The organism is Actinoplanes subtropicus, assembly GCF_000721705.1.
Taxonomy (GTDB): Bacteria; Actinomycetota; Actinomycetes; order Mycobacteriales; family Micromonosporaceae; genus Actinoplanes; species Actinoplanes subtropicus.
Window position 1 is genome coordinate 17,613 of record NZ_JOJL01000011.1, and the last position, 20,361, is coordinate 37,973.

The 20,361-nt window shown below is 72.3% G+C and carries 20 protein-coding genes and 1 pseudogene; 13 read left to right on the top strand and 8 right to left on the bottom strand.

All coding sequences use genetic code 11. The features are described from left to right. Positions 1 to 6: 6 nt before the first annotated feature. Entirely contained in the window at positions 7 to 627 is a 621-nt protein-coding gene (gene kstR / locus IH26_RS0116525) for a cholesterol catabolism transcriptional regulator KstR (protein ID WP_030437089.1), read from the bottom strand. An 88-nt stretch (positions 628 to 715) separates the two neighbouring features. Here kstR and IH26_RS0116530 point away from each other — a divergent pair, with 88 nt between their 5' ends. The 5 genes and pseudogenes from IH26_RS0116530 (at position 716) to IH26_RS0116545 (ending at position 5,120) form a co-directional block, all read left to right on the top strand. Beyond that, positions 716 to 1,642 (top strand): acyl-CoA dehydrogenase family protein, encoded by a 927-nt coding sequence (locus IH26_RS0116530; protein ID WP_030437407.1) that lies wholly within the window; start codon positions 716 to 718, stop codon positions 1,640 to 1,642. After that, a complete protein-coding gene (locus IH26_RS0116535; RefSeq protein ID WP_030437090.1) occupies positions 1,623 to 2,756 on the top strand; it encodes an acyl-CoA dehydrogenase family protein in 1,134 nt (377 codons plus the stop codon). Before IH26_RS0116530 ends, IH26_RS0116535 begins: the two co-directional genes overlap by 20 nt. A gap of 10 nt (positions 2,757 to 2,766) precedes the next feature. After that, a pseudogene (locus tag IH26_RS0116540) lies at positions 2,767 to 3,657 on the top strand (bifunctional MaoC family dehydratase N-terminal/OB-fold nucleic acid binding domain-containing protein); the annotation flags it as partial. Further along, a complete protein-coding gene (locus IH26_RS62865) occupies positions 3,646 to 3,996 on the top strand; it encodes a hotdog family protein (protein WP_245665271.1) in 351 nt (116 codons plus the stop codon). The pseudogene IH26_RS0116540 and the gene IH26_RS62865, both read left to right, overlap by 12 nt. Continuing rightward, on the top strand, positions 3,993 to 5,120 hold the full coding sequence (locus IH26_RS0116545; RefSeq protein WP_030437092.1) for a lipid-transfer protein: 1,128 nt from the start codon (positions 3,993 to 3,995) through the stop codon (positions 5,118 to 5,120). Before IH26_RS62865 ends, IH26_RS0116545 begins: the two co-directional genes overlap by 4 nt. On the opposite strand, the gene IH26_RS0116550 is transcribed toward IH26_RS0116545, so the two are convergent. Then, positions 5,107 to 5,937 carry a MaoC/PaaZ C-terminal domain-containing protein gene (locus IH26_RS0116550; RefSeq protein ID WP_030437093.1) on the bottom strand — a complete coding sequence of 277 codons (831 nt, stop codon included), beginning with the start codon at positions 5,935 to 5,937 and terminating at the stop codon, positions 5,107 to 5,109. The two genes, IH26_RS0116545 and IH26_RS0116550, sit on opposite strands and share 14 nt — an antisense overlap. Then, complete coding sequence (gene kstD / locus IH26_RS0116555; protein WP_084598869.1) at positions 5,937 to 7,625, bottom strand: 3-oxosteroid 1-dehydrogenase; 1,689 nt, start codon at positions 7,623 to 7,625, stop codon at positions 5,937 to 5,939. Before kstD ends, IH26_RS0116550 begins: the two co-directional genes overlap by 1 nt. 22 nt (positions 7,626 to 7,647) lie before the next feature. On the opposite strand from kstD, the gene IH26_RS0116560 reads away from it, so the two are divergent. The 4 genes from IH26_RS0116560 to dmpG are packed head-to-tail and all read left to right on the top strand — an operon-like array spanning position 7,648 to position 11,816. Further along, positions 7,648 to 9,186 carry an FAD-binding protein gene (locus tag IH26_RS0116560; protein ID WP_030437095.1) on the top strand — a complete coding sequence of 513 codons (1,539 nt, stop codon included), beginning with the start codon at positions 7,648 to 7,650 and terminating at the stop codon, positions 9,184 to 9,186. After that, positions 9,170 to 9,958: a 2-keto-4-pentenoate hydratase gene (locus tag IH26_RS0116565; RefSeq protein WP_030437096.1), complete on the top strand. Its 789-nt coding sequence runs from the start codon at positions 9,170 to 9,172 to the stop codon at positions 9,956 to 9,958. The genes IH26_RS0116560 and IH26_RS0116565 overlap by 17 nt, the downstream gene beginning before the upstream one ends. Continuing rightward, a complete protein-coding gene (locus IH26_RS0116570; protein WP_030437097.1) occupies positions 9,955 to 10,809 on the top strand; it encodes an acetaldehyde dehydrogenase (acetylating) in 855 nt (284 codons plus the stop codon). The genes IH26_RS0116565 and IH26_RS0116570 overlap by 4 nt, the downstream gene beginning before the upstream one ends. After that, positions 10,806 to 11,816 (top strand): 4-hydroxy-2-oxovalerate aldolase, encoded by a 1,011-nt coding sequence (dmpG, locus tag IH26_RS0116575; protein ID WP_030437098.1) that lies wholly within the window; start codon positions 10,806 to 10,808, stop codon positions 11,814 to 11,816. The genes IH26_RS0116570 and dmpG overlap by 4 nt, the downstream gene beginning before the upstream one ends. On the opposite strand, the gene IH26_RS0116580 is transcribed toward dmpG, so the two are convergent. Further along, complete coding sequence (locus IH26_RS0116580) at positions 11,779 to 12,651, bottom strand: class I SAM-dependent methyltransferase (RefSeq protein ID WP_051808203.1); 873 nt, start codon at positions 12,649 to 12,651, stop codon at positions 11,779 to 11,781. The two genes, dmpG and IH26_RS0116580, sit on opposite strands and share 38 nt — an antisense overlap. After that, on the bottom strand, positions 12,648 to 13,808 hold the full coding sequence (locus IH26_RS0116585) for an NAD(P)/FAD-dependent oxidoreductase (RefSeq protein WP_030437100.1): 1,161 nt from the start codon (positions 13,806 to 13,808) through the stop codon (positions 12,648 to 12,650). The genes IH26_RS0116580 and IH26_RS0116585 overlap by 4 nt, the downstream gene beginning before the upstream one ends. Positions 13,809 to 13,898: 90 nt before the next feature. Here IH26_RS0116585 and IH26_RS0116590 point away from each other — a divergent pair, with 90 nt between their 5' ends. Next, positions 13,899 to 14,942, top strand: a complete 1,044-nt coding sequence (locus IH26_RS0116590; RefSeq protein WP_051808204.1) for a LysR family transcriptional regulator — start codon at positions 13,899 to 13,901, stop codon at positions 14,940 to 14,942. Between the two features lie 74 nt (positions 14,943 to 15,016). On the opposite strand, the gene IH26_RS0116595 is transcribed toward IH26_RS0116590, so the two are convergent. From IH26_RS0116595 to IH26_RS0116605, 3 genes are read right to left on the bottom strand one after another with little or no spacing between them, the layout of a single operon-like run. Further along, entirely contained in the window at positions 15,017 to 16,000 is a 984-nt protein-coding gene (locus IH26_RS0116595) for a ferredoxin--NADP reductase (protein WP_030437102.1), read from the bottom strand. Continuing rightward, positions 16,000 to 16,236, bottom strand: a complete 237-nt coding sequence (locus IH26_RS0116600) for a hypothetical protein (RefSeq protein WP_157437225.1) — start codon at positions 16,234 to 16,236, stop codon at positions 16,000 to 16,002. The genes IH26_RS0116595 and IH26_RS0116600 overlap by 1 nt, the downstream gene beginning before the upstream one ends. Next, entirely contained in the window at positions 16,233 to 17,366 is a 1,134-nt protein-coding gene (locus IH26_RS0116605) for a 3-ketosteroid-9-alpha-monooxygenase, oxygenase component (RefSeq protein ID WP_030437104.1), read from the bottom strand. The genes IH26_RS0116600 and IH26_RS0116605 overlap by 4 nt, the downstream gene beginning before the upstream one ends. Before the next feature lie 94 nt (positions 17,367 to 17,460). On the opposite strand from IH26_RS0116605, the gene hsaA reads away from it, so the two are divergent. From hsaA to hsaC, 3 genes are read left to right on the top strand one after another with little or no spacing between them, the layout of a single operon-like run. Beyond that, complete coding sequence (hsaA, locus tag IH26_RS0116610; RefSeq protein ID WP_030437105.1) at positions 17,461 to 18,636, top strand: 3-hydroxy-9,10-secoandrosta-1,3,5(10)-triene-9,17-dione monooxygenase oxygenase subunit; 1,176 nt, start codon at positions 17,461 to 17,463, stop codon at positions 18,634 to 18,636. A gap of 7 nt (positions 18,637 to 18,643) precedes the next feature. Further along, positions 18,644 to 19,456: a 4,5:9,10-diseco-3-hydroxy-5,9,17-trioxoandrosta-1(10),2-diene-4-oate hydrolase gene (gene hsaD, locus IH26_RS0116615; protein WP_030437106.1), complete on the top strand. Its 813-nt coding sequence runs from the start codon at positions 18,644 to 18,646 to the stop codon at positions 19,454 to 19,456. Continuing rightward, on the top strand, positions 19,453 to 20,358 hold the full coding sequence (hsaC, locus tag IH26_RS0116620) for an iron-dependent extradiol dioxygenase HsaC (protein WP_030437107.1): 906 nt from the start codon (positions 19,453 to 19,455) through the stop codon (positions 20,356 to 20,358). The genes hsaD and hsaC overlap by 4 nt, the downstream gene beginning before the upstream one ends. Positions 20,359 to 20,361: the final 3 nt, after the last annotated feature.

Sequence of the window (20,361 nt, forward strand, 5' to 3'; positions counted from 1 at the left end):
CAGGCCCTACCGCAGCAGCAGCCGGCTGGCCAGTTCCAGGTGATTCGCCACGTCGTTCGCCGAGGCGCGGCGGGTCACCCAGGCCACCAGGTTGGAGAGCCACACGTCGCCGATGACCCGGGCCTTGGCCCGGTCGTCGGCGGTCGGCTCGCCGTCGTGCATGGCGCGCGTGAACATCTCCTCCATGAGGCGGGCCACCGCGTTCACCTCGGCGCTCGCCGAGGGGTCGGCGAACATGAACGCCCGGGTCATCGCCTCGGCGAGCAGCGGCTCGCGCTGCATCGACCGGGTCACCCGGGCGAGCACGAACTGCATGCGTTCGTGCGCGCTGTCGCCGGGGATCGGCTTGCGCTCCAGCTTCTCCTGGATCTGCTCCAGCTCCAGCGCGAGCGCGGACACCAGCAGGTGGATCTTCGAGGGGAAGTAGCGGTACAGCGTGCCGAGGGCGACCTCGGCGCGCTCCGCGACGGTGCGCATCTGCACCGCCTCGTAGCCGCCCTTGGACGCCAGCTGCAGCGTCGCCTCGAGGATCCGGCGGCGCCTGTCCCGCTGGGCGGCGGAGCCCTGCTCGCCGTCGAGCGTGCTGCGGACGGCGCCAGTACTGGTATTCGTTCTCGGTGCTGCCATCGTTACCTCTCGCGGCGGCTCGGGTCCTCCCATCAGCGTAGCAACGGATTGTTTCGCCGCTGGAACTGAAACGTGTTCTAATGGCGGAATGGGTCCGGACTTCGCGCTCGACGAAGCTCAGGAGGCGATCGTCCGCCTCGCCGGCGAGGTGCTCGGCGACGACACCGGCACGCCGGAACATCTCTGGAAATCCCTCGGCCAGGCCGGGCTGCTGAGCCTCGCGGCGCCGGCCGAACTGGGCGGCGCCGGGCTCGGTGTGGTCGAGACCGGTCTGCTGCTGACCGAGATCGGGCGGCACGCGGCGCCGGTGCCGGCCTGGTCCACGCTGTCGCTCGGGGTGCTGCCGGTGGCCCGCTGGGGCAGTCCGGAGCAGCAGCGTGACCTGTTGACCGGCCGCGTGCTGACCGCCGCGCTGGGCGCGCCGGGGACCGGAACCGATCGGATCAGCGGGCAGTGGAGCGTGGCGCCGGATGCCGACCGCGCCTACCGCGTCATCGTGCCGACCGAGGCGGGGCTGGCGTTGGTCGATCCGGCCGGGCCGGGCGTGACGCTGGAACCGGTCCTGCGCCTCCGGGACGCCCCCGTGGAGCCGATCGGGGGCGATGCAAAAGCTTTGCGGAGGTACGCCGTGGCCGGGGCCTGCGCGCTCGGTGCCGGCGCGCTCGCCGGTGCGCTGGCGATGACCGCCGACCACGTGCGGGACCGCCATCAGTTCGGCCGGCCGCTGGCCACGTTCCAGGCGGTCGCCCAGCAGATCGCCGACGTCTACGTGGCCTCCCGCACGATGCACCTGGTGTCGCTGGCGGCGAGCTGGACCCTCGACGACGAGGACCTGTCCACCGCCGCGTACTGGCTGTCGAGCGAGGCGCTGCCGGCCCTGCGCACCTGCCACCACCTGCACGGCGGGCTCGGGCTCGACGTCGAGTACCCGCTGCACCGGCACACCGCCCTGGTCCGCGATCTGGTTCGCCACCTGGATCGGATGGGAGCCGACGGTGTTCATCGACCTGACTGAGGAGCAACACGACCTGCGGGCGCGCCTGCGGGCGTACCTTCGCGAGGTTTTGTCCGCCGAAGAGCGCACGGCGATGCTGCGCGAGCGGCACGGCGGGGTCTACCGCGAACTGGTGCGGCGGCTCGGGCGCGACGGGTGGCTGGGAATGGCCTTTCCGCGCGAGTACGGCGGGGGCGGGCTCGGGCCGATGGAGCAGCAGATCTTCGTGAACGAGGCGGCGCGCGCCGACGTGCCGCTGCCTGCGGTGACGCTGCAGACCGTGGCGCCGACGCTGCTCGCGCACGGATCGGACGAGCAGAAACGGTTCTTCCTGCCGCCGATCCTGGCCGGGGAGTTGCACTTCGCGATCGGTTACACCGAGCCGGAGGCGGGGACCGACCTGGCCGCGCTGCGCACCCGGGCGGTGCGCGACGGCGACGAGTACGTGGTGAACGGGCAGAAGACGTTCACCACGGGCGCGCACGACGCCGACTATCTGTGGCTGGCCTGCCGGACCGATCCGGACGCGCCGCGCCACAAAGGACTGTCGATCCTGATCGTGGACACGGCCGATCCGGGCTACTCGTGGACGCCGATCATCACGTTCGACGGCGCGCACCACATCAACTCGGTCTACCTCAACGACGTCCGGGTGCCGGTGTCGCGCCGGGTGGGCGCGGAGAACGGCGGCTGGCGGCTGCTCACCACCCAGCTCAACCACGAGCGCGTCATGCTCGGCCCGGCCGGCCGGCTCGGCGCCATCGTCGACCGGGTCGCGGACTTCTTTCAAGGTCAAGATCACTCCGACGTACGCCGGGCGCTGGCGCGCGCGTCCGCCTGCCTGCGGGTGAACGAACTGCTCAACTGGCAGGTGGCCGGCGCGGAGCCGAACGCGGCCGACGCCTCGGCCACCAAGGTGTTCTCCTCGGAACGGCTGCTGCGGCACGCCCAGGAGCTGGAGGAGGCGGTCTGGCGGCACGGCGACCCGGCCGATCCGGCGACCGCCGAGTTGCTCACCTGGCTGGATGTGCAGGCCAAGCGGAACCTCGTGCTGACCTTCGGCGGCGGGGTCAACGAGATCCAGCGGGAGATCATCGCGGCGGCGGGGCTCGGCCTGCCCCGGGTGCCGAGGTAGGGGGTTTCGGGTGGCGGAGTCGATCGAGGAGGCCGCGCACCGGATCGCGGCGGCCGGGCCGTCGCCGGCGCGGGTGGCCCGGGATCCGGTGAACATGCCGGCGATCCGCGACTGGCTGGCCGCGATCGGCGACACCAACCCGGTCTACGAGCGGAAAGGGCTTGCCCCGCCCGCGATGATCCAGGTGTGGACCATGCCGGGGCTGCTCGGGTTCCGGGATCCGGCCGACCCGTTGGGGGCCATGTCGGCGGTGCTCGACGAGGCGGGCTTCACCTCGGTGGTCGCGACCGATTGTGCGCAGACGTACCACCGCTACCTGCGCGAGGGGGAAACGGTCGCGGTGACCGGCCGGCTCACCGACGTGATCGGTCCGAAGAGGACCGCGCTCGGCGAGGGCTGGTTCTTCACCACTGAGAGCACCTGGGTGGTGGGCGACGAGCCGGTGGCCGGGATGCGGTTCCGGATCCTGAAGTTCCGGCCGGGCACGGCCCGGCCGGCCGGGCCCGTTTCGCCCCCGATCCGGCCGGTGATCGGCCAGGACAGCGCTTTCTTCTGGGACGGTGTCTCGGCCGGCGAGTTGCGAATCCAGCGGTGCGGTGACTGCGGCGCGCTGCGGCATCCGCCGGGGCCGGCCTGCCCGCGGTGCGGGGCGCTGAAGCCGGAGTATGCGGTGGCGTCCGGGAGCGGGCGCATCCACAGCTACGTGGTGCACCACCATCCGCCGCTGCCCGGGCGGCGGTCGCCGGTGGTGGTCGCGCTGGTCGACCTGGACGAGGGAGTGCGGATGGTGGGGGAGGTGCTCGGCGTCCGGCCGGACGAGGTGCGGATCGGCGACGAGGTGCGGGCCTTGTTCGCGGACGGGCTGCCGGTGTGGCGGCCGGCCGGGCAGGTGGTGCTACCGCCATTTTCGCTCGAGGTGACGCCGACCGTCGTGGTCAGCACGGCGCTGGCCACCCGCGACTTCCAGGACGTGCACCACGACCGGGACGCGGCGGTGCGGCGCGGCAGCAAGGACATCTTCCTGAACATCCTGACGACGACCGGGCTGGTGCAGCGGTATGTGACCGACTGGGCCGGGCCGGGGGCGGTGCTGAGCGGGATAGCGATCCGGCTCGGGGCGCCCTGCTACCCGTACGACACGCTGACCTTCACGGGCACGGCCTCCGGTGGTGCGGTCACGGTGAGCGGGCGGACCGCCGGCGGCGAGCACGTCTCCGGGACCGTGCGGGTGGCGTCGTGATCGCGGGGGCGGCGGCGATCGCGGGCATCGGGGCCACCGAGTTCTCCAAGGACTCCGGGCGCAGCGAGCTGCGGCTGGCGGTCGAGGCGGTGCGGGCCGCGCTCGACGACGCCGGGCTGCAACCGTCCGACGTGGACGGGCTGGTCACCTTCACCATGGACGACAACGCCGAGACGGCGGTGGCCCGGGAGATAGGCGCGGGCGAGCTCACGTTCCTGAGCCGGATCGGGTACGGCGGCGGGGCCGCGTGCGCGGTGGTGCAGCAGGCGGTGCTCGCGGTGGCGACCGGGGTGGCGCGGACGGTGGTCTGCTACCGGGCGCTCAACGAACGATCCGGTCGCCGCTTCGGGCAGGCGACGATGGCGCCGGGCCTGGACGCGAGCTGGCACTACCCGATGGGGCTGGCCACGCCGGCGGCGATGGTGGCGATGGTGGCCCGGCGGTACATGCACGACTACGGCGCCACCACGGAGGACTTCGGCCGGGTGACCGTGGCGGCCCGGCGCTACGCGGCGACCAACCCGGCCGCGTGGTTCTTCGGCCGGCCGATCACCCTCGACGACCACCAGGCGTCGCGCTGGATCGCCGAGCCGCTGCGGCTGCTGGACTGCTGCCAGGAGAGCGACGGCGCGGTCGCGGTGGTGGTGACCTCGGCGTCGCGGGCCCGGGACCTGCGCCGGCCGCCGGTGGTGATCGCCGCGGCGGCGCAGGGGAGCGGGCCCGACCAGTTCACGATGACCAGCTACTACCGCGACGACATGGGTGCGTTGCCGGAGATGGGCGTGGTCGGGCGGCAGTTGTGGAGCCAGTCCGGCCTTACGCCGGGGGACGTCCGGGCGGCGGTGCTCTATGACCACTTCACCCCGTACGTGCTGCTGCAGTTGGAGGAATTGGGTTTTTGCGGCCGGGGTGAGGCGGGGCATCTGATCGCTTCCGATCGGCTGCCGATCAACCCGAACGGCGGGCAGCTGGGGGAGGCGTACATCCACGGCATGAACGGGATCGCCGAGGCGGTGCGCCAGATCCGGGGCACGGCCGCCAACCAGATCGCCGGCGACGGGCCGGTGCTGGTCACGGCCGGGACGGGGGTGCCGACGAGCGGCCTGATCCTCAGCGCGGCGTGATGACCGAGTCGGCGAGGGCCGGGACGTCGTCGCGGTCGGCGACCGTGGTCAGCAGGACGAGGCGGCCGTCCTCGCGCCAGATCCGGGTGCGCAGGGTCTCGCCGGGGAAGACGACGCCGGCGAACCGGGCCGAGTAACCGCCGAGCCGGTCCGGGTCGCCGTCGAACTCGGCGTCGATCGCCGCCTTGGCCACGACGGCGTACGTGCACAAACCGTGCAGGATCGGTCGCGGGAAGCCGGCCCGGTGCGCGAAGGCCGGGTCGACGTGCAGCGGATTCCGGTCGCCGCACAGCCGGTACCAGAGCGCCTGCCGCGGATCGGTGGGCGAGAGGACCTCGTGGTCCGGAGCGCGATCCGGCACCGGCACCTTGGTGGACGGGCCACGGTCGCCGCCGAAGCCGCCCTCGCCCTTCGCGAAGATGGTGTTCCGGCTGGTGAACAGGTCGGTCACGGTCTCGGTGACGATGACCGCGGCGGTGCCCTTGTCGTGGACGGCGGCGATCCGTGAGCGCGCACGGCAATGGCCCGTCACCGGGATCGGGCGGTGCAGCACGAGTTCCTGCCGGCCGTGCACGACCCGGGCCAGGTCGACGTCGATGCCGGGCATCTTCACCGCGGGCGGATCGGTGTCGCGCAGCGTGGTCGCGACCGTGGCGAAGGTGGGCAGCACGCCGCGCAGCGCGTCCTCGTACACGTAGGACAGTTCGTCCGGGCCGGCGCCGACGGCCAGGTGGTACAGCAGCACGTCGGTGCTGTCCCAGCTGAGGTCGCGGCCGGGCAACTCGGCGCCGACGGCGGTGGCGGGGTCGATCGGCATCAGCCCTCCTCGGCGGGATCGAGCGAAGTCGGCTTGCCCGCCGCGCTCGCCGCCGGATCGAGGGCGGCGAGGTCGAGGGCGGCCAGGTAGCCGAAGGTGATGGCCGGACCGAGGGTAGCGCCCGCGCCGGCGTAGCTGCGGCCCATCACGGCCGCGCTGGTGTTGCCGGCCGCGTACAGGCCGAGGATGGGTGTGCCGTCCGGGCGCAGCACCCGGGCCCGCTCGTCGGTGCGCAGGCCGCCCTTGGTGCCCAGGTCGCCGGGGACCATCCGGAACGCGTAGAACGGGGGCTTGGCCAGCGCGCCCAGGCAGGGGTTGGGCCGCTGGCGGGGGTCGCCGTAGTAGCGGTCGTACGCCGAGTCGCCGCGGCGGAAGTCCTCGTCCAGGCCGGCCGCCGCGAACCCGTTGAACCGCCGCACGGTCTCGCCCAGCGCCCCGGCCGGCACGCCGATCGCGGCGGCCAGGTCGTCGAGCGATCCGGCCCTGTGCGCCACCCCGGCGGCGAACCAGCGGCGTGGCAGCGGGGCGCGCGGCCCCCGCCCGGCGAACAGATAGCGGTCCCGGTAGGTCTGGTCGGCGATCAGCCAGGCGGGCAGGGTCACCTCCGGCGACAGCATGGCGTGCACGGCATCGACGTACGGCGCGGACTCGTTGACGAAGCGCTTGCCGGTGCTGTCCACCAGCAGACAGCCGGGCTGGTTGCGCTCGGCGAGGCAGAAGTACGGCCCGCCGGTCAGCGGGATCGACGGCCCCCACCACGCCTCGTCCATCAGGTCGAGCGCCGCGCCGAGCTGCGCACCCGCCTCGATGCCGTCGCCGGTGTTGCCGGCCGCGCCGACCGTCCACTCCGTGCCGATATCCTGATATTTCCGGCGCATCGCTTCGTTGTGCTCAAAGCCGCCGCTGGCCAGCAGCACGCCCCGCCGCGCGCGGAACGTCCGCTCACCCGACCGCACCCCGACCACCCGGACCGGTCCGTCACCGTCCGCGAGGATCAGGTCGGTCATCGGGGTGTCGAGCAGCACCGGCACGCCCGCAGTCCGGAGCCCCGCGCGTAGCCCGCCGGCCAAGGCCTGGCCCAAGGCGAGGCGCCGTCGCCCCAGCAGCCGCGCGGCGAGGCCCCGCCCCGCCAGCTTGGCCGCGGTGAGGACGGCCCGCGGGTGCCTGGTCCCCAGCGACAGCCACCGATAGTCCACCTGGGTGACCGCGATCCCGTCCGGCGCCGCCTGGTACGGCGGGGCCAGCCGGTCCAGATCGGCCCCCACCAGCCGGGCGTCCAGCGGCTTCGGCTCGACGCTGCGCCCGGCCGCGACCCCGCCCGGAGCCTCGGGGTAGTAGTCGGCATAGCCGGGCACCCAGGCGAACTCGAGCGGCGTGTGAGCGCTCACGAACGCGAGCACGCCGGGCCCGGCGGACAGGAACGCGTTCTGCCGCGCGGCGGTCGCGTCCGGTCCCGCGACGTGCGCGAGATAGCTCGTGGCGTCGCCCGTGATGCCGGCCCGCGCGAGCACCTCGTTGCCGGGCATCCACAGGCCGCCGCCCGAGCGTGCGGTCGATCCGCCGTACGTGGCCGCCTTTTCCAGCACGACCGCGCTCAACCCGTGGTGCGCCGCGGCGAGCGCCGCGACCATGCCCGCGCCGCCGCTGCCGACCACGACAACGTCGTATTCCTCTTCCGCCACCGTCACTAGAACAGGTTATAGTTTTTCCGTGGACGCCACCACCGGGCCTTGGGATGAGACGGCCGACGTCGTCGTGGTCGGTTTCGGCGCGGCCGGCGCCTGCGCCGCGATCGAGGCCGCCGATGCCGGCGCCCGGGTGCTCGTTCTCGACCGTTTCGGCGGGGGCGGGGCGACCGCGATCTCCGGCGGCGTCGTCTACGCCGGCGGCGGCACCGCGCAGCAGCGGGCCGCCGGCGTCACCGACACCCCGCGGGCGATGTACGACTACCTGCGCCAGGAGACCGGCGACACGGTCACGGCCGGCACCCTGCGCCGGTTCTGCGACGAGAGCGCGCACATGGTCGACTGGCTGGCCGGCCTCGGCGTGCCGTTCGACGCCCGGCTGTGTCCGTACAAGACCTCGTATCCCACCAACCGGCACTACCTGTACTACTCGGGCAGCGAGACCGCGTTCGCCGACGTGAGCCGGCCCGCGCCGCGCGGCCACCGGGTCTACGCGCGCGGCACCTCCGGCCGGGTGCTGGCGGCCCGGCTGGCCGCCGCCGCGCGCGATCGCGGCGTCGGCGTCCGGGCACAGACCCGGGCCGAGCGACTGATCACCGAGCCGGGCACCGGCCGGGTGACCGGCGTCGAGTGCCGCACCCTGCGCGGCGCGCCGGCCTGGGCCCGGCTCGCCCACCGGGTGCTGCACCGCTTCTCGGTCAAGCCCGGCGTCTACCTGCCCGGCCTGGGCCGCGTGCTGCACCGCCGGGTGGCCGCGATCGAGCGCCGCTACGGCCGCCCGCTGCGGATCGGCGCCACCCGCGGCGTCGTGCTGGCCGCCGGCGGCTTCGTCTTCAACCGGCAGATGATGCGCGAACACGCCCCGGACTACCGCGGCGGCCTGCGGCTGGGCACGCCCGGCGACGACGGCTCGGGCATTCTCCTCGGCGTCGCGGCCGGCGCCGGCACGGCGTTCCTCGACCGGGTCAGCATCTGGCGGTTCCTCACCCCGCCCTCGGCCATGCTCGGCGGCCGCCTGATCGACCGGGACGGCAAGCACGTCTGCGACGAGACCCGGTACGGCGCCGCGATCGGCGAGGCGGTCCTGCGCTCGCCCGGCGGCCGGGCCTGGCTGCTGCTGGACGCGCCGGCGCTCAAGGAGTGCCGCCGTCAGGTGTGGTCGCAGACCCTCTGGTTCCAGCGCTGGCAGGCGTACTGGCTGCTGACCGCGGGACGGGTCAGCGGCCCGACACTGGCGGCGGTCGCCCGCCGGGCCGGCGTGGATGCCGCGGGACTGACCGACTATGCCGGCACCCCGCCGTACTCGATGATCGATGTTTCGGTCCGGAGCCGGGTCGCCGCCCCGGCGCCGATGCTCACCCTCGGCGGGCTGCGGGTCGACGAGGAGACCGGGCAGGCGGTGGGCGTGCCGGGGTTGTACGCGGCCGGCCGCACCGCCGTCGGCATCTGTTCACGCAGCTACGTCAGTGGGCTGTCGCTGGCCGATTGCGTCTTCTCCGGGCGCCGCGCGGGCCGGAGCGTCGCATCCGAGGACCGTGGAGGACTGCATGCTCACCGAGGCTGACTGCCGCGCGCTCGCCGACCGGCTGCGCGACGCCGAGCGCGACCGGGCGCCGATCGCGCCGCTGGTGCACGACCGGCCGGAGCTGACCGCGGCCGACGCGTACGCCATCCAGCTTTTCAACATTCATCGCCGCGGGGGCACAGTGGTGGGGCACAAGGTGGGGCTGTCGTCGAAGGCGATGCAGCAGATGATGGGCGTCGACGAGCCCGACTACGGGCACCTGATGGCCGACATGCGGCTGTCCGAGGAGGAACCGGTCGACGCGGGGCGGTACTGCTTTCCGCGGGTCGAGATCGAGGTGGCCTTCCTGCTCGGTGCCGACCTGCCCGGCCTCGGCTGCACCGAGGCGGACGTGCTGGCCGCGACCGAGGCGTTCGCGCCGTCGATCGAACTCATCGACAGCCGGATCCGGGACTGGAAGATAAGCCTGCCGGACACGATCGCCGACAACGCCTCCTCGGCCGGCTTCGTGGTCGGGTCCGGTCGCGTGCCACCCGGCCGGATCGACCCGCGCGGCATCGACGCCGTGCTGTACCGGGGCGGCGAGGCGGTCGCCCGGGGCCGGTCGGACGCGGTGCTCGGCAATCCGGTGACCGCGGTCGCCTGGCTCGCCCGCACGGTCGCCGGCTTCGGCGTGCAACTGCGGGCCGGTCATCTCATCCTGCCCGGCGCCTGTTGCCGCGCGGTCGACGCGCGGCCCGGCGACGAGTTCCATGCCGTCTTCACCGGCCTCGGCGAGGTCCGGCTCAGTTTCGAGAAGGTGATCGGGTGACCGCCACGGCAGCCATCGTCGGGTCCGGCAACATCGGCACCGACCTGCTCCACAAGCTCTTGCGATCGAATCTGATCGAACCGCGGTGGATGGTCGGCATCGATCCGGAGAGCCCGGGTCTGCGCCGCGCCGCCGACCTCGGGCTCGCGGTCAGCGCCGCGGGTGTCGACTGGCTGCTGGCCCAGGATCCGTTGCCCGACCTGGTCTTCGAGGCCACCTCGGCGGCCGTGCACTCGGCGGCGGCGCCACGCTACGCCGAGGCCGGGATCCGCGCGATCGACCTCACCCCGGCCGCGGTCGGGCCGCTCGTGGTGCCCGAGGTGAACCTTCGTGAGCACCTCGGCGCGCCCAACCTCAACCTCATCACCTGCGGCGGGCAGGCGACGATCCCGATGGTGCACGCGGTCTCCCGATGCACGCCGGTCGCTTACGCCGAGATCGTGGCGACCGTGGCGTCGCGCTCGGCCGGGCCGGGCACCCGGGCCAACATCGACGAGTTCACCCGCACCACCGGCCGGGCGCTGGAACTGGTCGGCGGCGCCGCGCGGGGCAAGGCGATCGTCGTGCTCAACCCGGCCGATCCGCCGCTCATCATGCGCGACACCATCTTCTGCGCGATCGGGCCGGAGGCCGACACCGAAGCGATCGCCGAATCGATCCGGAAGAGGGCCGACGAGGTGGCCCGCTACGTGCCCGGGTACCGGCTGCTCAACGAACCACAGTTCCACGACGGCCGGGTGGCCGTCTTCGTCGAGGTCAGCGGCGCCGGGGACTTCCTTCCGCCGTACGCGGGAAATCTGGACATCATGACCGCGGCCGCGGTCCGGGTCGGGGAGGAACTGGCGCGATGACCGCCGACATCAGGATCACCGACTCCTCGCTGCGCGACGGCTCGCACGCCAAGCGCCACCAGTTCACCGTCGACGAGGTGACCGCGGTGGTGGCGGCGCTGGACGCGGCGGGCGTGCCGGTGATCGAGGTGACGCACGGGGACGGCCTGGGCGGGTCGTCGTTCACGTACGGACTCAGCCGTACGCCCGAACAGGAACTCATCAAAGCGGCCGTACGGACCGCCGAGCGCGCGAAAATCGCCTTCCTCATGCTGCCCGGGATCGGCCTGTTCGACGACATCCGCGCGGCGGCGGGGAACGGCGCCACGGTCTGCCGGATCGCCAGTCACTGCACCGAGGCGGACATCACCGAGCAGCATTTCGGCCTGGCCCGCCGGCTCGGCCTGGAGACGGTCGGCTTCCTGATGATGGCGCACTCGCAGCCGCCCGAGGCCCTGGCGAAGCAGGCCCGCATCATGGCCGACGCCGGCTGCCAGTGCGTCTACGTGGTCGATTCGGCCGGCGCGCTCGTGCTCGACCAGACCGCCGACCGGGTCGCCGCGCTGGTCGCCGAGCTCGGCGGCGACGCGCAGGTCGGCTTCCACGGCCACGAGAACCTCGGCCTCGGCGTGGCCAACTCGGTGCTGGCCGTGCGGGCCGGCGCGAAACAGATCGACGGCAGCACCCGGAGGTTCGGCGCCGGCGCCGGCAACACGCCGGTCGAGGCGTTCGTCGGGGTCTGCGACAAGCTCGGCATCGAGACCGGCGTGGACTTCTTCGCCATCGTGGACGCCGCCGAGGACGTGGTGCGCCCGGTGATGGCCGACGAGTGCAAACTCGATCGGATGGCGCTCATCATGGGGTACGCCGGGGTCTACTCCAGCTTCCTCGGGCACGCCTTCACGCTGGCCGAGCGCTACCAGGTCTCCGGCGCCGAGATCCTCGTGCGGGCCGGCGAACGGCGCCTGGTCGGCGGCCAGGAGGACCAGCTCATCGATATCGCCGTGCAGCTGGCCGCCGGTCGGTAGACCAGGCGTACTTCAGGACGCGGCCCTCGTGCCGCCACGCGGGGACCGCGTTCACCAGCCGGAACATCAGCCGGTACGGCAACGGCGACCGGGCCAGCAGCCGCGGGTCGAGCTGGCTGCGTTCCTCGGCGAGGCCGAGCCGGTCGTCGAACAGTTCCACCTCCTCCGGTTCCTCGATCGTCCAGCCCATGACCGCGCCGTACTTGCCGAACACCGGGCCCGGCCGCCGGTCGAGGCGCTGCTTGACCGCCCGCGAGTAGGCGTTGACCACCAGCTCGCCATCGGGGAAGTGCTCGACGACCTGCCGGATCAGGCGGCCGACCTGCTCCTTCGAGAGCCACATCAGCAGCGTGTCGGCCACCGCCACCACGGGCCGATCCGCGGGCACGCCCGCCAGCCAGGCCGGCTCGTCCGCCGAGGCGCCGATCGAGGTGTGCCCGGCGCGCGCCGGATACAACTGGTCGCGTACGGCGATCACTTCGGGCAGGTCCACATCGAACCAGGCGCAGCCCGGCGGCGGATCGATCCGGAACACCCGGCTGTCCAGCCCGCAGCCCAGATCCAGCACCACCGCGCCGGGATGACCGGCGAGATACGCCGCCACCCACTCGTCGAGGATGCGCGTCCGCACGGCGACGTTGAACCGGCCGGCGTCCATCGCCCACGAACGCAGCGAGGCGAAGTCGAAGTCGAGGCCCTGCACGACCCGAGCCGCCCACGGGTCGCCCAGGATCGGGTGCTTCTCCCGGCTGTCGAGCCACCGCAGGTACAGCGTGACGAGGGCGGTGACGCGCGTCCCGGTGAGATCGACGGCAACCTTCGGCCGGGTCGTCATCGTTGTCTTCTCCCGCCCGTGCCGGCCAGCATCCGGGCGGACACCTTGAGGCGCCTCGCCAGCCGGTACGTGTAGATCGGGCTGCTGCTGACGAATTGCTTGTAGAGGATCGCCGGCCGGCCGGTCAGGTACGCTCGGCGCGGCGTGTCGTCGGCGAAGGTGAACTGGATGACCGCGTCGCGCCGGCCGATGCTGACCGGTTGATGGACGTAGCCGAACCGGAACGGTCGCGGCTCGCGGCCGGCCAACTGCCGGGCGATCTCCTGGGCGGCGAACGCCCCGGTGGGAATACCGCTCTGGCAGGTGCCGTGGATGGTGCCCCAGCGCTGCCGCACCGCCGCGGCGTCGCCGACCGCGAAGACCTGGGGGTGGGAGACCGAGCGCAGGCTCGTGTCGGTGATGACCCGGCCGTGCTCGTCGATGCTGAGCCCGGCGGCCCCGGCCACCGGCGTCACCTCGACGCCGCTGGTCCACAGCACCACATCGGCGGGGAACGAGCCGCCGTCGGCCAGGTCCACGCCGTCGGGGCGCACCTTCGTCACCCGCACACCGGGGACGACGGCGACGCCGAGCCGCTCGAACCCCCGGTAGAGGTGGTCGCGCGCCCTGGGCCCCATCATGGTTCCCGGCGGTGTCTCGCTGACCAGGGTCACGGCGAGGCGCGGGTGCGACTCGGCGACCTCGGTGGCGGCCTCGACGCCGGTCAGCCCGCCGCCGCAGACCATCACCCGGGCGGCGCCGGGAAGCCGGGCGGCGAAGGCCTTCGCCGCGTCGAGTCCATTGAGGGTGTACGCGTGCTGGGCGACGCCGGGCACGGCCGCGGTCGCGGTGGCGCTGCCCACGGCGTACACGAGGGTGTCGTATTCCTGCCAGTCGCGATCGATTTCGACCGCTTGTCGGATCGGGTCGATGGCGGTGATCCGGCCCTCCACGAATCGGACGCCGGTGCCCGCGAGGATGTCCGGGATGCGATGGACCGGCAGGTCCTGCCCGGCCGCGATCTGGTGGAGGCGCAACCGCTCGACGAACCGCGACGAGGGATTGACCAGCGTGATCTGTGTTCCGAGGCGTCGCGTGCGCCGGGCCAGGCCGATGGTGGCCATCATGCCCGCGTACCCGGCCCCCGCGACGACGATCCGGTGCGGTGGTTTCCTCATGGTCCTCAGTCGAGCACCGGCGCCCCGGCCGGCGCCAACAACAAACCGTCGGCGCTGGACCAACAGATTGTTGTCGGTCAAGGTAGGGGTGTGAACCTCGACCTGAATCACGTTCAGGCGTTCGTCACCGCCGCCGACACGCTGCACTTCGGCCGCGCGGCGCAGCAGTTGCATCTGACCCAGCAGGGTCTGTCGCACCGCATCACCAGGCTGGAACAGGTCCTCGGCGAACGGCTGTTCATCCGGGACGGCCGCGGCGTCGAACTGACCGCGGCCGGGCGCCGCTTCCTGCCGCACGCCCAGCAACTGCTCGGGACCGCCGCGGCCGCGATCGCGGCGACCCGCCGGGGCCGGACCCCGCTGCGCGTCGACGTCTGGGGCCAGTTGCACGCACCGCTGCGCTGGATCGGCCGGCTGCCGGCGATCGATCGCGCGCTCCCGCTGGACATCAGCATGCGCCGCAACGCTCCGGCCGCCGTCGAGGCCCTCGACCGCGGCGAGATCGACGCCGCGTTCTGCATCCCACCCCGGCGGTCGCTGCCGCCCGGGCTGTCCCTCGCGCTGATCGGGTTGGATCAGTTGGGCGCGGTGGTGCCACCCGGACACGCGCTGGCAGGCCGGGCCGCGATCACCGCCCGGGACCTGCGCGGGTCGACGCTGTGGCACCCGTCCACCGGCAGCGACCCCGAGCTGATCGGCCTCTACCGCCAGCTGGCGGCGCGGTACGAATTGCGCTCCGACGAGAGCGGCAGCAACCTCGGCCTGCACCACCTGCTCGCCGGGCTCGCCGATCGGCCCGACCGGTTGGTCGTGCTTCCGCTGGCCATCGACCCGCGGTGTGTGCCCATCGTCGGCCCGGCGCCGTACAACGCCTGGACGATGATCTGGCGCACCGGTAACCGGGAGGAGGAACTGGCCCTGCTCCGCGTCGCGCTGACCCGGGCGGCCGTGGCCGACGCGCCACCCGAGTGGGACCCGGCCACCTGCTGGCTGCCGCCGTCGGAACTGGCCTACCTGTCGTCAGCCCAGGAAGACGGCCACGAGGTCGTCGAAGGTCTGCGGCTCCTCGTAGAACATCAGATGGACGCGGCCTTTCCCGATGGCGCGCTCGGAGCCGGGGACGGCACGGTATAGCCGCTCCTGGGCCGCCGCGGGCACGTGGCACCGAACCCCGTCGCCGGCGACCACATGCGGCATGGGCGACCCGCCTAGTAGTAGGTGACCTTCACGTTCTCGCTGCGGGCCACCGCCTGGCAGGCGAGGGTGTAGCCCTCGTCGAAGTCCTCCTGCTCGAGCACCTCGTTGTTGACCAGCTCGACCTCGCCGCTCAGCAACCGCAGCGCGCACGAGCCGCAATGGCCCTGCCGGCAGGAGAACGGCGGGTTGAGGCCGGCCTCGATGACCACGTCGAGCAAGCGCTTGCCCGCCGCCCACGGCAGCCGGTGGGTCTGGCCGTCGATCTCCACCTCGAGCGTGGCGTCGGTGCCGTCGCCCTCCTGGTCGATCTCGAACCGCTCCACGCGGATCCTTTCCTCCGGCACCCCGGCTTGCTGCAACGCCTTGCGGCTCACCGCCACGAAAGGTTCCGGTCCGCAGACGTACGCCTCGCGTGTCTTCGCCTCGGCGATCATCTCGGCCAGCGTGGCGGGGTCCGGTGCGCCGCGGTCGCTGTCCAGCCAGTGCGTGACGGTCAGCCGGTCGCCGTACCGCTCGCGCAGCGCGGCCAGTTCGGCACCGAAGATGACCGATCGCTCGTCGCGGTTCGCGTACACCAGCGCCACCCGGCCGCGGCCGTGCGCGAGCACCGACTTGATGATGCCCATCACCGGCGTGATGCCGCTGCCGCCGGCCAGCAGGAGCAGGTCGTCGTCGAGCGTCTCCGGGGTGAACTCGCCGGCCGGCGGCAGCAGGTCCAGGGTGCCACCGGCCCGGACGTGGTCACAGATCCAGTTCGACGCCTGTCCGTCCCGTACCCGCTTCACCGTGATCTTCAGGTCGGTGTCGGTGTGCGGGGAGCTGGAGAGCGAGTAGCAGCGGGCCACGTTGCCGCCGTCGCGCGGCACCAGCACGGTCAGGTACTGGCCGGGCCGGTAGGCGAACGCCGCGGCCAGCGCCGGCGGCACCGACAGGACCAGCGAGTGCGCGTCCGGCGTCTCGGCGATCACCTCGGCGACGCGCAGCCGGTGGACCATCAGCTCACCTCCAGCTTGCCCGCGCGCACCGCGTCGTCGATGCTGGCGCGCAGGTCGAGACAGGTCGGCACCAGCGCGGTCAGCCGGTTGGGGCAGGCCTTCGCCGCCGACGTCGTCCACTGCACGCTGGTCTGCTGCGGGCTCGACTTGCGGACCCGGACCAGGGCGTAGCAGCGGGCGCAGGACAGCTCGGCGTACCCGCCCTCGAGGTATTCCTGCCGCTCGGTGAGCATCATGCCGCCGTGTCGGCCTGACGGGCCATGTTGTCCTCGACCTCGGCGGTCCACGTCTCGACCGCCCGGGTGGTGTCGACCTCGAACTCGTACCGGGCCACCATGTCCTCGGTGACGTCCTCGACGTCCACGTAGAACTGCTCGTACCAGCGGCGCAGCTGGTAGACCGGGCCGTCCTCGGCGCACAGCAGCGGGTTGTCGATCCGGCTCTTGTGCTTCCAGATCTCCACGTCCTGCTCGAAACCGATCCCGATGCTCTTCGCGAACTTCGCCGCGGCCCGCTCGGCCTGCTCGGTGGTGAGGCCGGGCAAGCGCTTGACGATCACGCCCCACTGCAGCACGAACGAGTTCGCCGAGACCGGGTAGTGGCAGTTGATCAGCACCGATTCGACGTCGATGCCTTTGTAGTTGTTGTAGAGATAATCGATCATGTACGACGGGCCGTAGTACGCGGCCTCCGAGCGCAGCGTCGCGTCGCCGGACTGTTTCGCCGTGATCGGCACGTCCGGCCGCGGCCGGGTCTGCAGGAACTGCGCCGCCACATGACCCTCCATGACGTTCTTGAAGAAGGTCGGGAAGGCGAAGTGGATGTAGAAGAAGTGCGCCATGTCGACGACGTTGTCGATGATCTCCCGGCAGTTGGCGCCGTCGATCCGGATCGAATCCCAGGTCCAGGAGCTCCACTCGTCGGAGAAGGCCGCCTCGATCCGCGGGATGGCCAGCTCCGGCGGGGGAGTGGAGCCCTGCGGGTCGTTCCAGACGAACAGCTGGCGATTTTCCTCCAGGACCTGCCAGGAGCGGGTACGGGCGCGGGGCGGGACGCGATGCGCGTACGGGACCGCGGCGCACCGCCCGTCGCCGCGCCAGCGCCAGTCGTGGAACGGACAGGCCACCTCGTCGCCCTTGATGGTGCCCATCGTCAGGTCGCCGCCCATGTGCCGGCAGTAACCGTCGAGCACATGCAGCGCGCCCGCCGAGTCGGCGAAGACCACGAGCTTGGTGCCGAATGCCTCGATCGCGTGCGGTTTGCCGTCCCGGAACGAGTCGGCCAGGCCCAGGCAATGCCAGCCCCGGGCGAACCTGGCCGGCAGCGCCCCGGTGTCGATCGTGCGTGCCTCCGCGCCGTCGCTCATGTGTCGCCCCCCAGTTCGGCGGTAGCCCGTCAGGTAGAACGTGTTCTAGTATAGGGACCGTTGAGTTCGCCAGCCAAGCCAGCGGAGGGTTCTCATGGAAGGCGCCGCAGCGGTCGCGTCGGGCGTGCAGGAACTGCTACCTGTTCTGAGGGACCGGGCGCAGGAGACGGAGGACCGGCGGCAGGTCTCCGCCGAGACGCTCAAGTCGCTCGCCGCGACCGGCTTCTTCCGGCTGCTGCAGCCGGCCCGGTTCGGCGGCCTCGAGGCCGATCCGATCGACTTCCTGACCTGCGTACGCGACATCGCGAGCGCCTGCGGGTCGACCGGCTGGGTCGCGTCGGTCATCGGGGTGCACAACTGGCAGCTCGCGCTCTTCCCCGCCCAGGCCCAGCAGGACGTCTGGGGCGAGGACCCGGGCACCCTGATGTCCTCGTCCTACGCGCCGACCGGCAAGGTCCGGCAGGTCGAGGGCGGTTACCGGGTGAGCGGCCGGTGGAGCTTCTCGTCCGGCTCCGAGCACGGCAGCTGGGTGCTGCTGGGCGGCATCGTCCCGCCCGGTGAGGACGGCGCTCCCGCCGATTTCCGCACGTTCCTGATCCCGGCTCAGGACTACACGATCGAGGACGTCTGGCACACCATCGGGCTGCGCGGCACCGGCAGCAACGACATCGTGGTCGCCGACGCGTTCGTCCCGGCGTACCGGTCGCTCAGCTTCGCCGACACGGCCCGCTGCTACGGGCCCGGCCAGGAGCAGAACACGGCGCCGCTGTACCGGATCCCGTACGGCTCGATCTTCCCGTACTCGATCACCACCCCGGTCATCGGGATGGCGACCGGGGCGTACGACGCGCACGTCTCCTACATGCGCGAGCGGGTCCGGGCCGCGTACGCCGGGGTGCGCGCGGCCGAGGATCCGTATTCGCAGGTCCGGGTGGCCCGCGCGGCGGCCGACATCGACGCCGCCTGGAATGCGCTTTCCGCCAACATGACGGAGCTGATGGCGCTGGTCCGGGCGGGGGAGAAGCTGCCGATGCGGTTGCGCCTGCGGGTGCGCCGCGACCAGGTGCACGGCACCGAGCTGGCGATCCAGGCGATCGACCGGCTCTTCGAGAACTCCGGTGGCCGGTCCATCTACCAGACCCATCCGATCCAGCGGTACTGGCGGGACGCACACGCCGGCCGGGTGCACGCGATCAACGACCCGGAAAGAGCGCTTTCCATGTACGGGCGGGGCGAGTTCGGCCTGTCCGTCGCCGACGCGATGGTGTGAGGCTGCGATGACTCTCCATTTCCACCGGGCCGGACCGGCCGGTACCTCGCCGGTCGTGCTCTTGCACGGCGGCGGGCCGGGTGCATCGGCGTGGAGCAACTTCGGCCGTACGATCCCGGTCTTCGCCAAACGCTTCGACACCGTCGCCGTCGACCAGCCCGGATATGGCGGGTCCGAGTTGGGCGACATCACGGAGCAGTACTTCACCCACTCGGCCGACGCCCTCGCCGCGACCCTGGACGAGCTCGGCCTGGAGCGGGTCGATCTGATCGGCAACTCGCTCGGCGGCGGCACCGCGGTCCGGTTCGCGCTGCGCCACCCGGCCCGGGCCGGGAAACTGCTGCTGATGGGCCCCGGCGGGCTCAGCCTCAACGTGTTCGCCCCCGATCCCACCGAGGGCGTCAAGCGGCTGGGCGCGTTCGGCGCGGGCCCGAGCCGCGATCGGCTGGCCGCGTTCCTGCGTACGCTCGTCTTCGATCCCTCGCTGATCACCGACGAGCTGATCGACGAGCGTCTCGCCGCCGCCTCCACCCCGGCCGCGCTGCACGCCCTGCGCGCGATGGGCGCCTCGTTCACCGACCCGGCGCGATACGAGGACGGCATGCTCTGGCGCGAGGCGCACCGGCTGCGCAACGAGGTGCTGCTGGTCTGGGGCCGGGAAGACCGGGTCAATCCGCTCGACGGCGCGCTGGTCGCGCTGAAGGTGATCCGCCGCTGCCGGCTGCACGTCTTCGGCGGCTGCGGGCACTGGGCGCACCTGGAGAAGTTCGACGAGTTCAACCGGCTGGCGTTCGACTTCCTGGAAGGGGACAGGTCGTGAGTCTCATCCGATCCCTCGGCTACCTGCGGGTCGAGGCCACCGACATCGACGCCTGGCGGGCGTTCGGGGTCAAGGTGCTCGGCATGGTCGAGGGCCGCGGTCCCGACCGGTCGGCTCTGTATCTCCGGATGGACGACCTGCCGGCCCGGATCGTGGTGGTGCCCGGTGAGCGCGATCGGCTGGCCGCGAGCGGCTGGGAGCTGGCCGACCCGACGGCGTTCGGCAGGCTGGTCTCCGCCTTGGAGGAGGCCGGCGTCGCGGTCAAGACCGCCGGGGGCGACGAGCTCGCCGATCGGCGGGTGGCCCAGATGGTCAGCGTGGACGACCCGTCCGGGAACCGGCTGGAGTTCTACTGCGGCGCCGCGCTCGACAGCCGGCCCGCCCTCGGCGCGTACGGGACGAGGTTCGTCACCGGCGATCAGGGGATGGGGCACGTGGTGCTGCCCGCCTTCGACGACGCGGCGTCGCTGCGGTTCTGGGTCGACGTGCTCGGCTTCCGGCTGCGCGACTCGATGCTGCTGATCCCCGAGACGATCGGCCTGCCGCCCGGCGACCGGCCACTGTGGATGCGTTTCCTCGGCTGCGGCCCGCGGCACCACAGCGTCGCGCTGGCCCCGATCCCCGCGCCCAGCGGCCTGATCCACCTGATGACCGAGACTGCGACGATCGACGACGTCGGCCTGGCGATGGACCGCTGCGCGAAGAACAAGGCGCCGATGATTTCCACGCTCGGCCGGCACGCCAACGACCATATGATCTCCTTCTACGTGCGGACGCCGAGCGGCTTCGACATCGAGTACGGCACCGGCGGGCTGACCGTCGACGACGCCACCTGGGTGGCCCGGCAGACCACCGCGCACAGCGTGTGGGGGCACCGGTTCGCGGCCGGCGCCGGGCACTGAGGC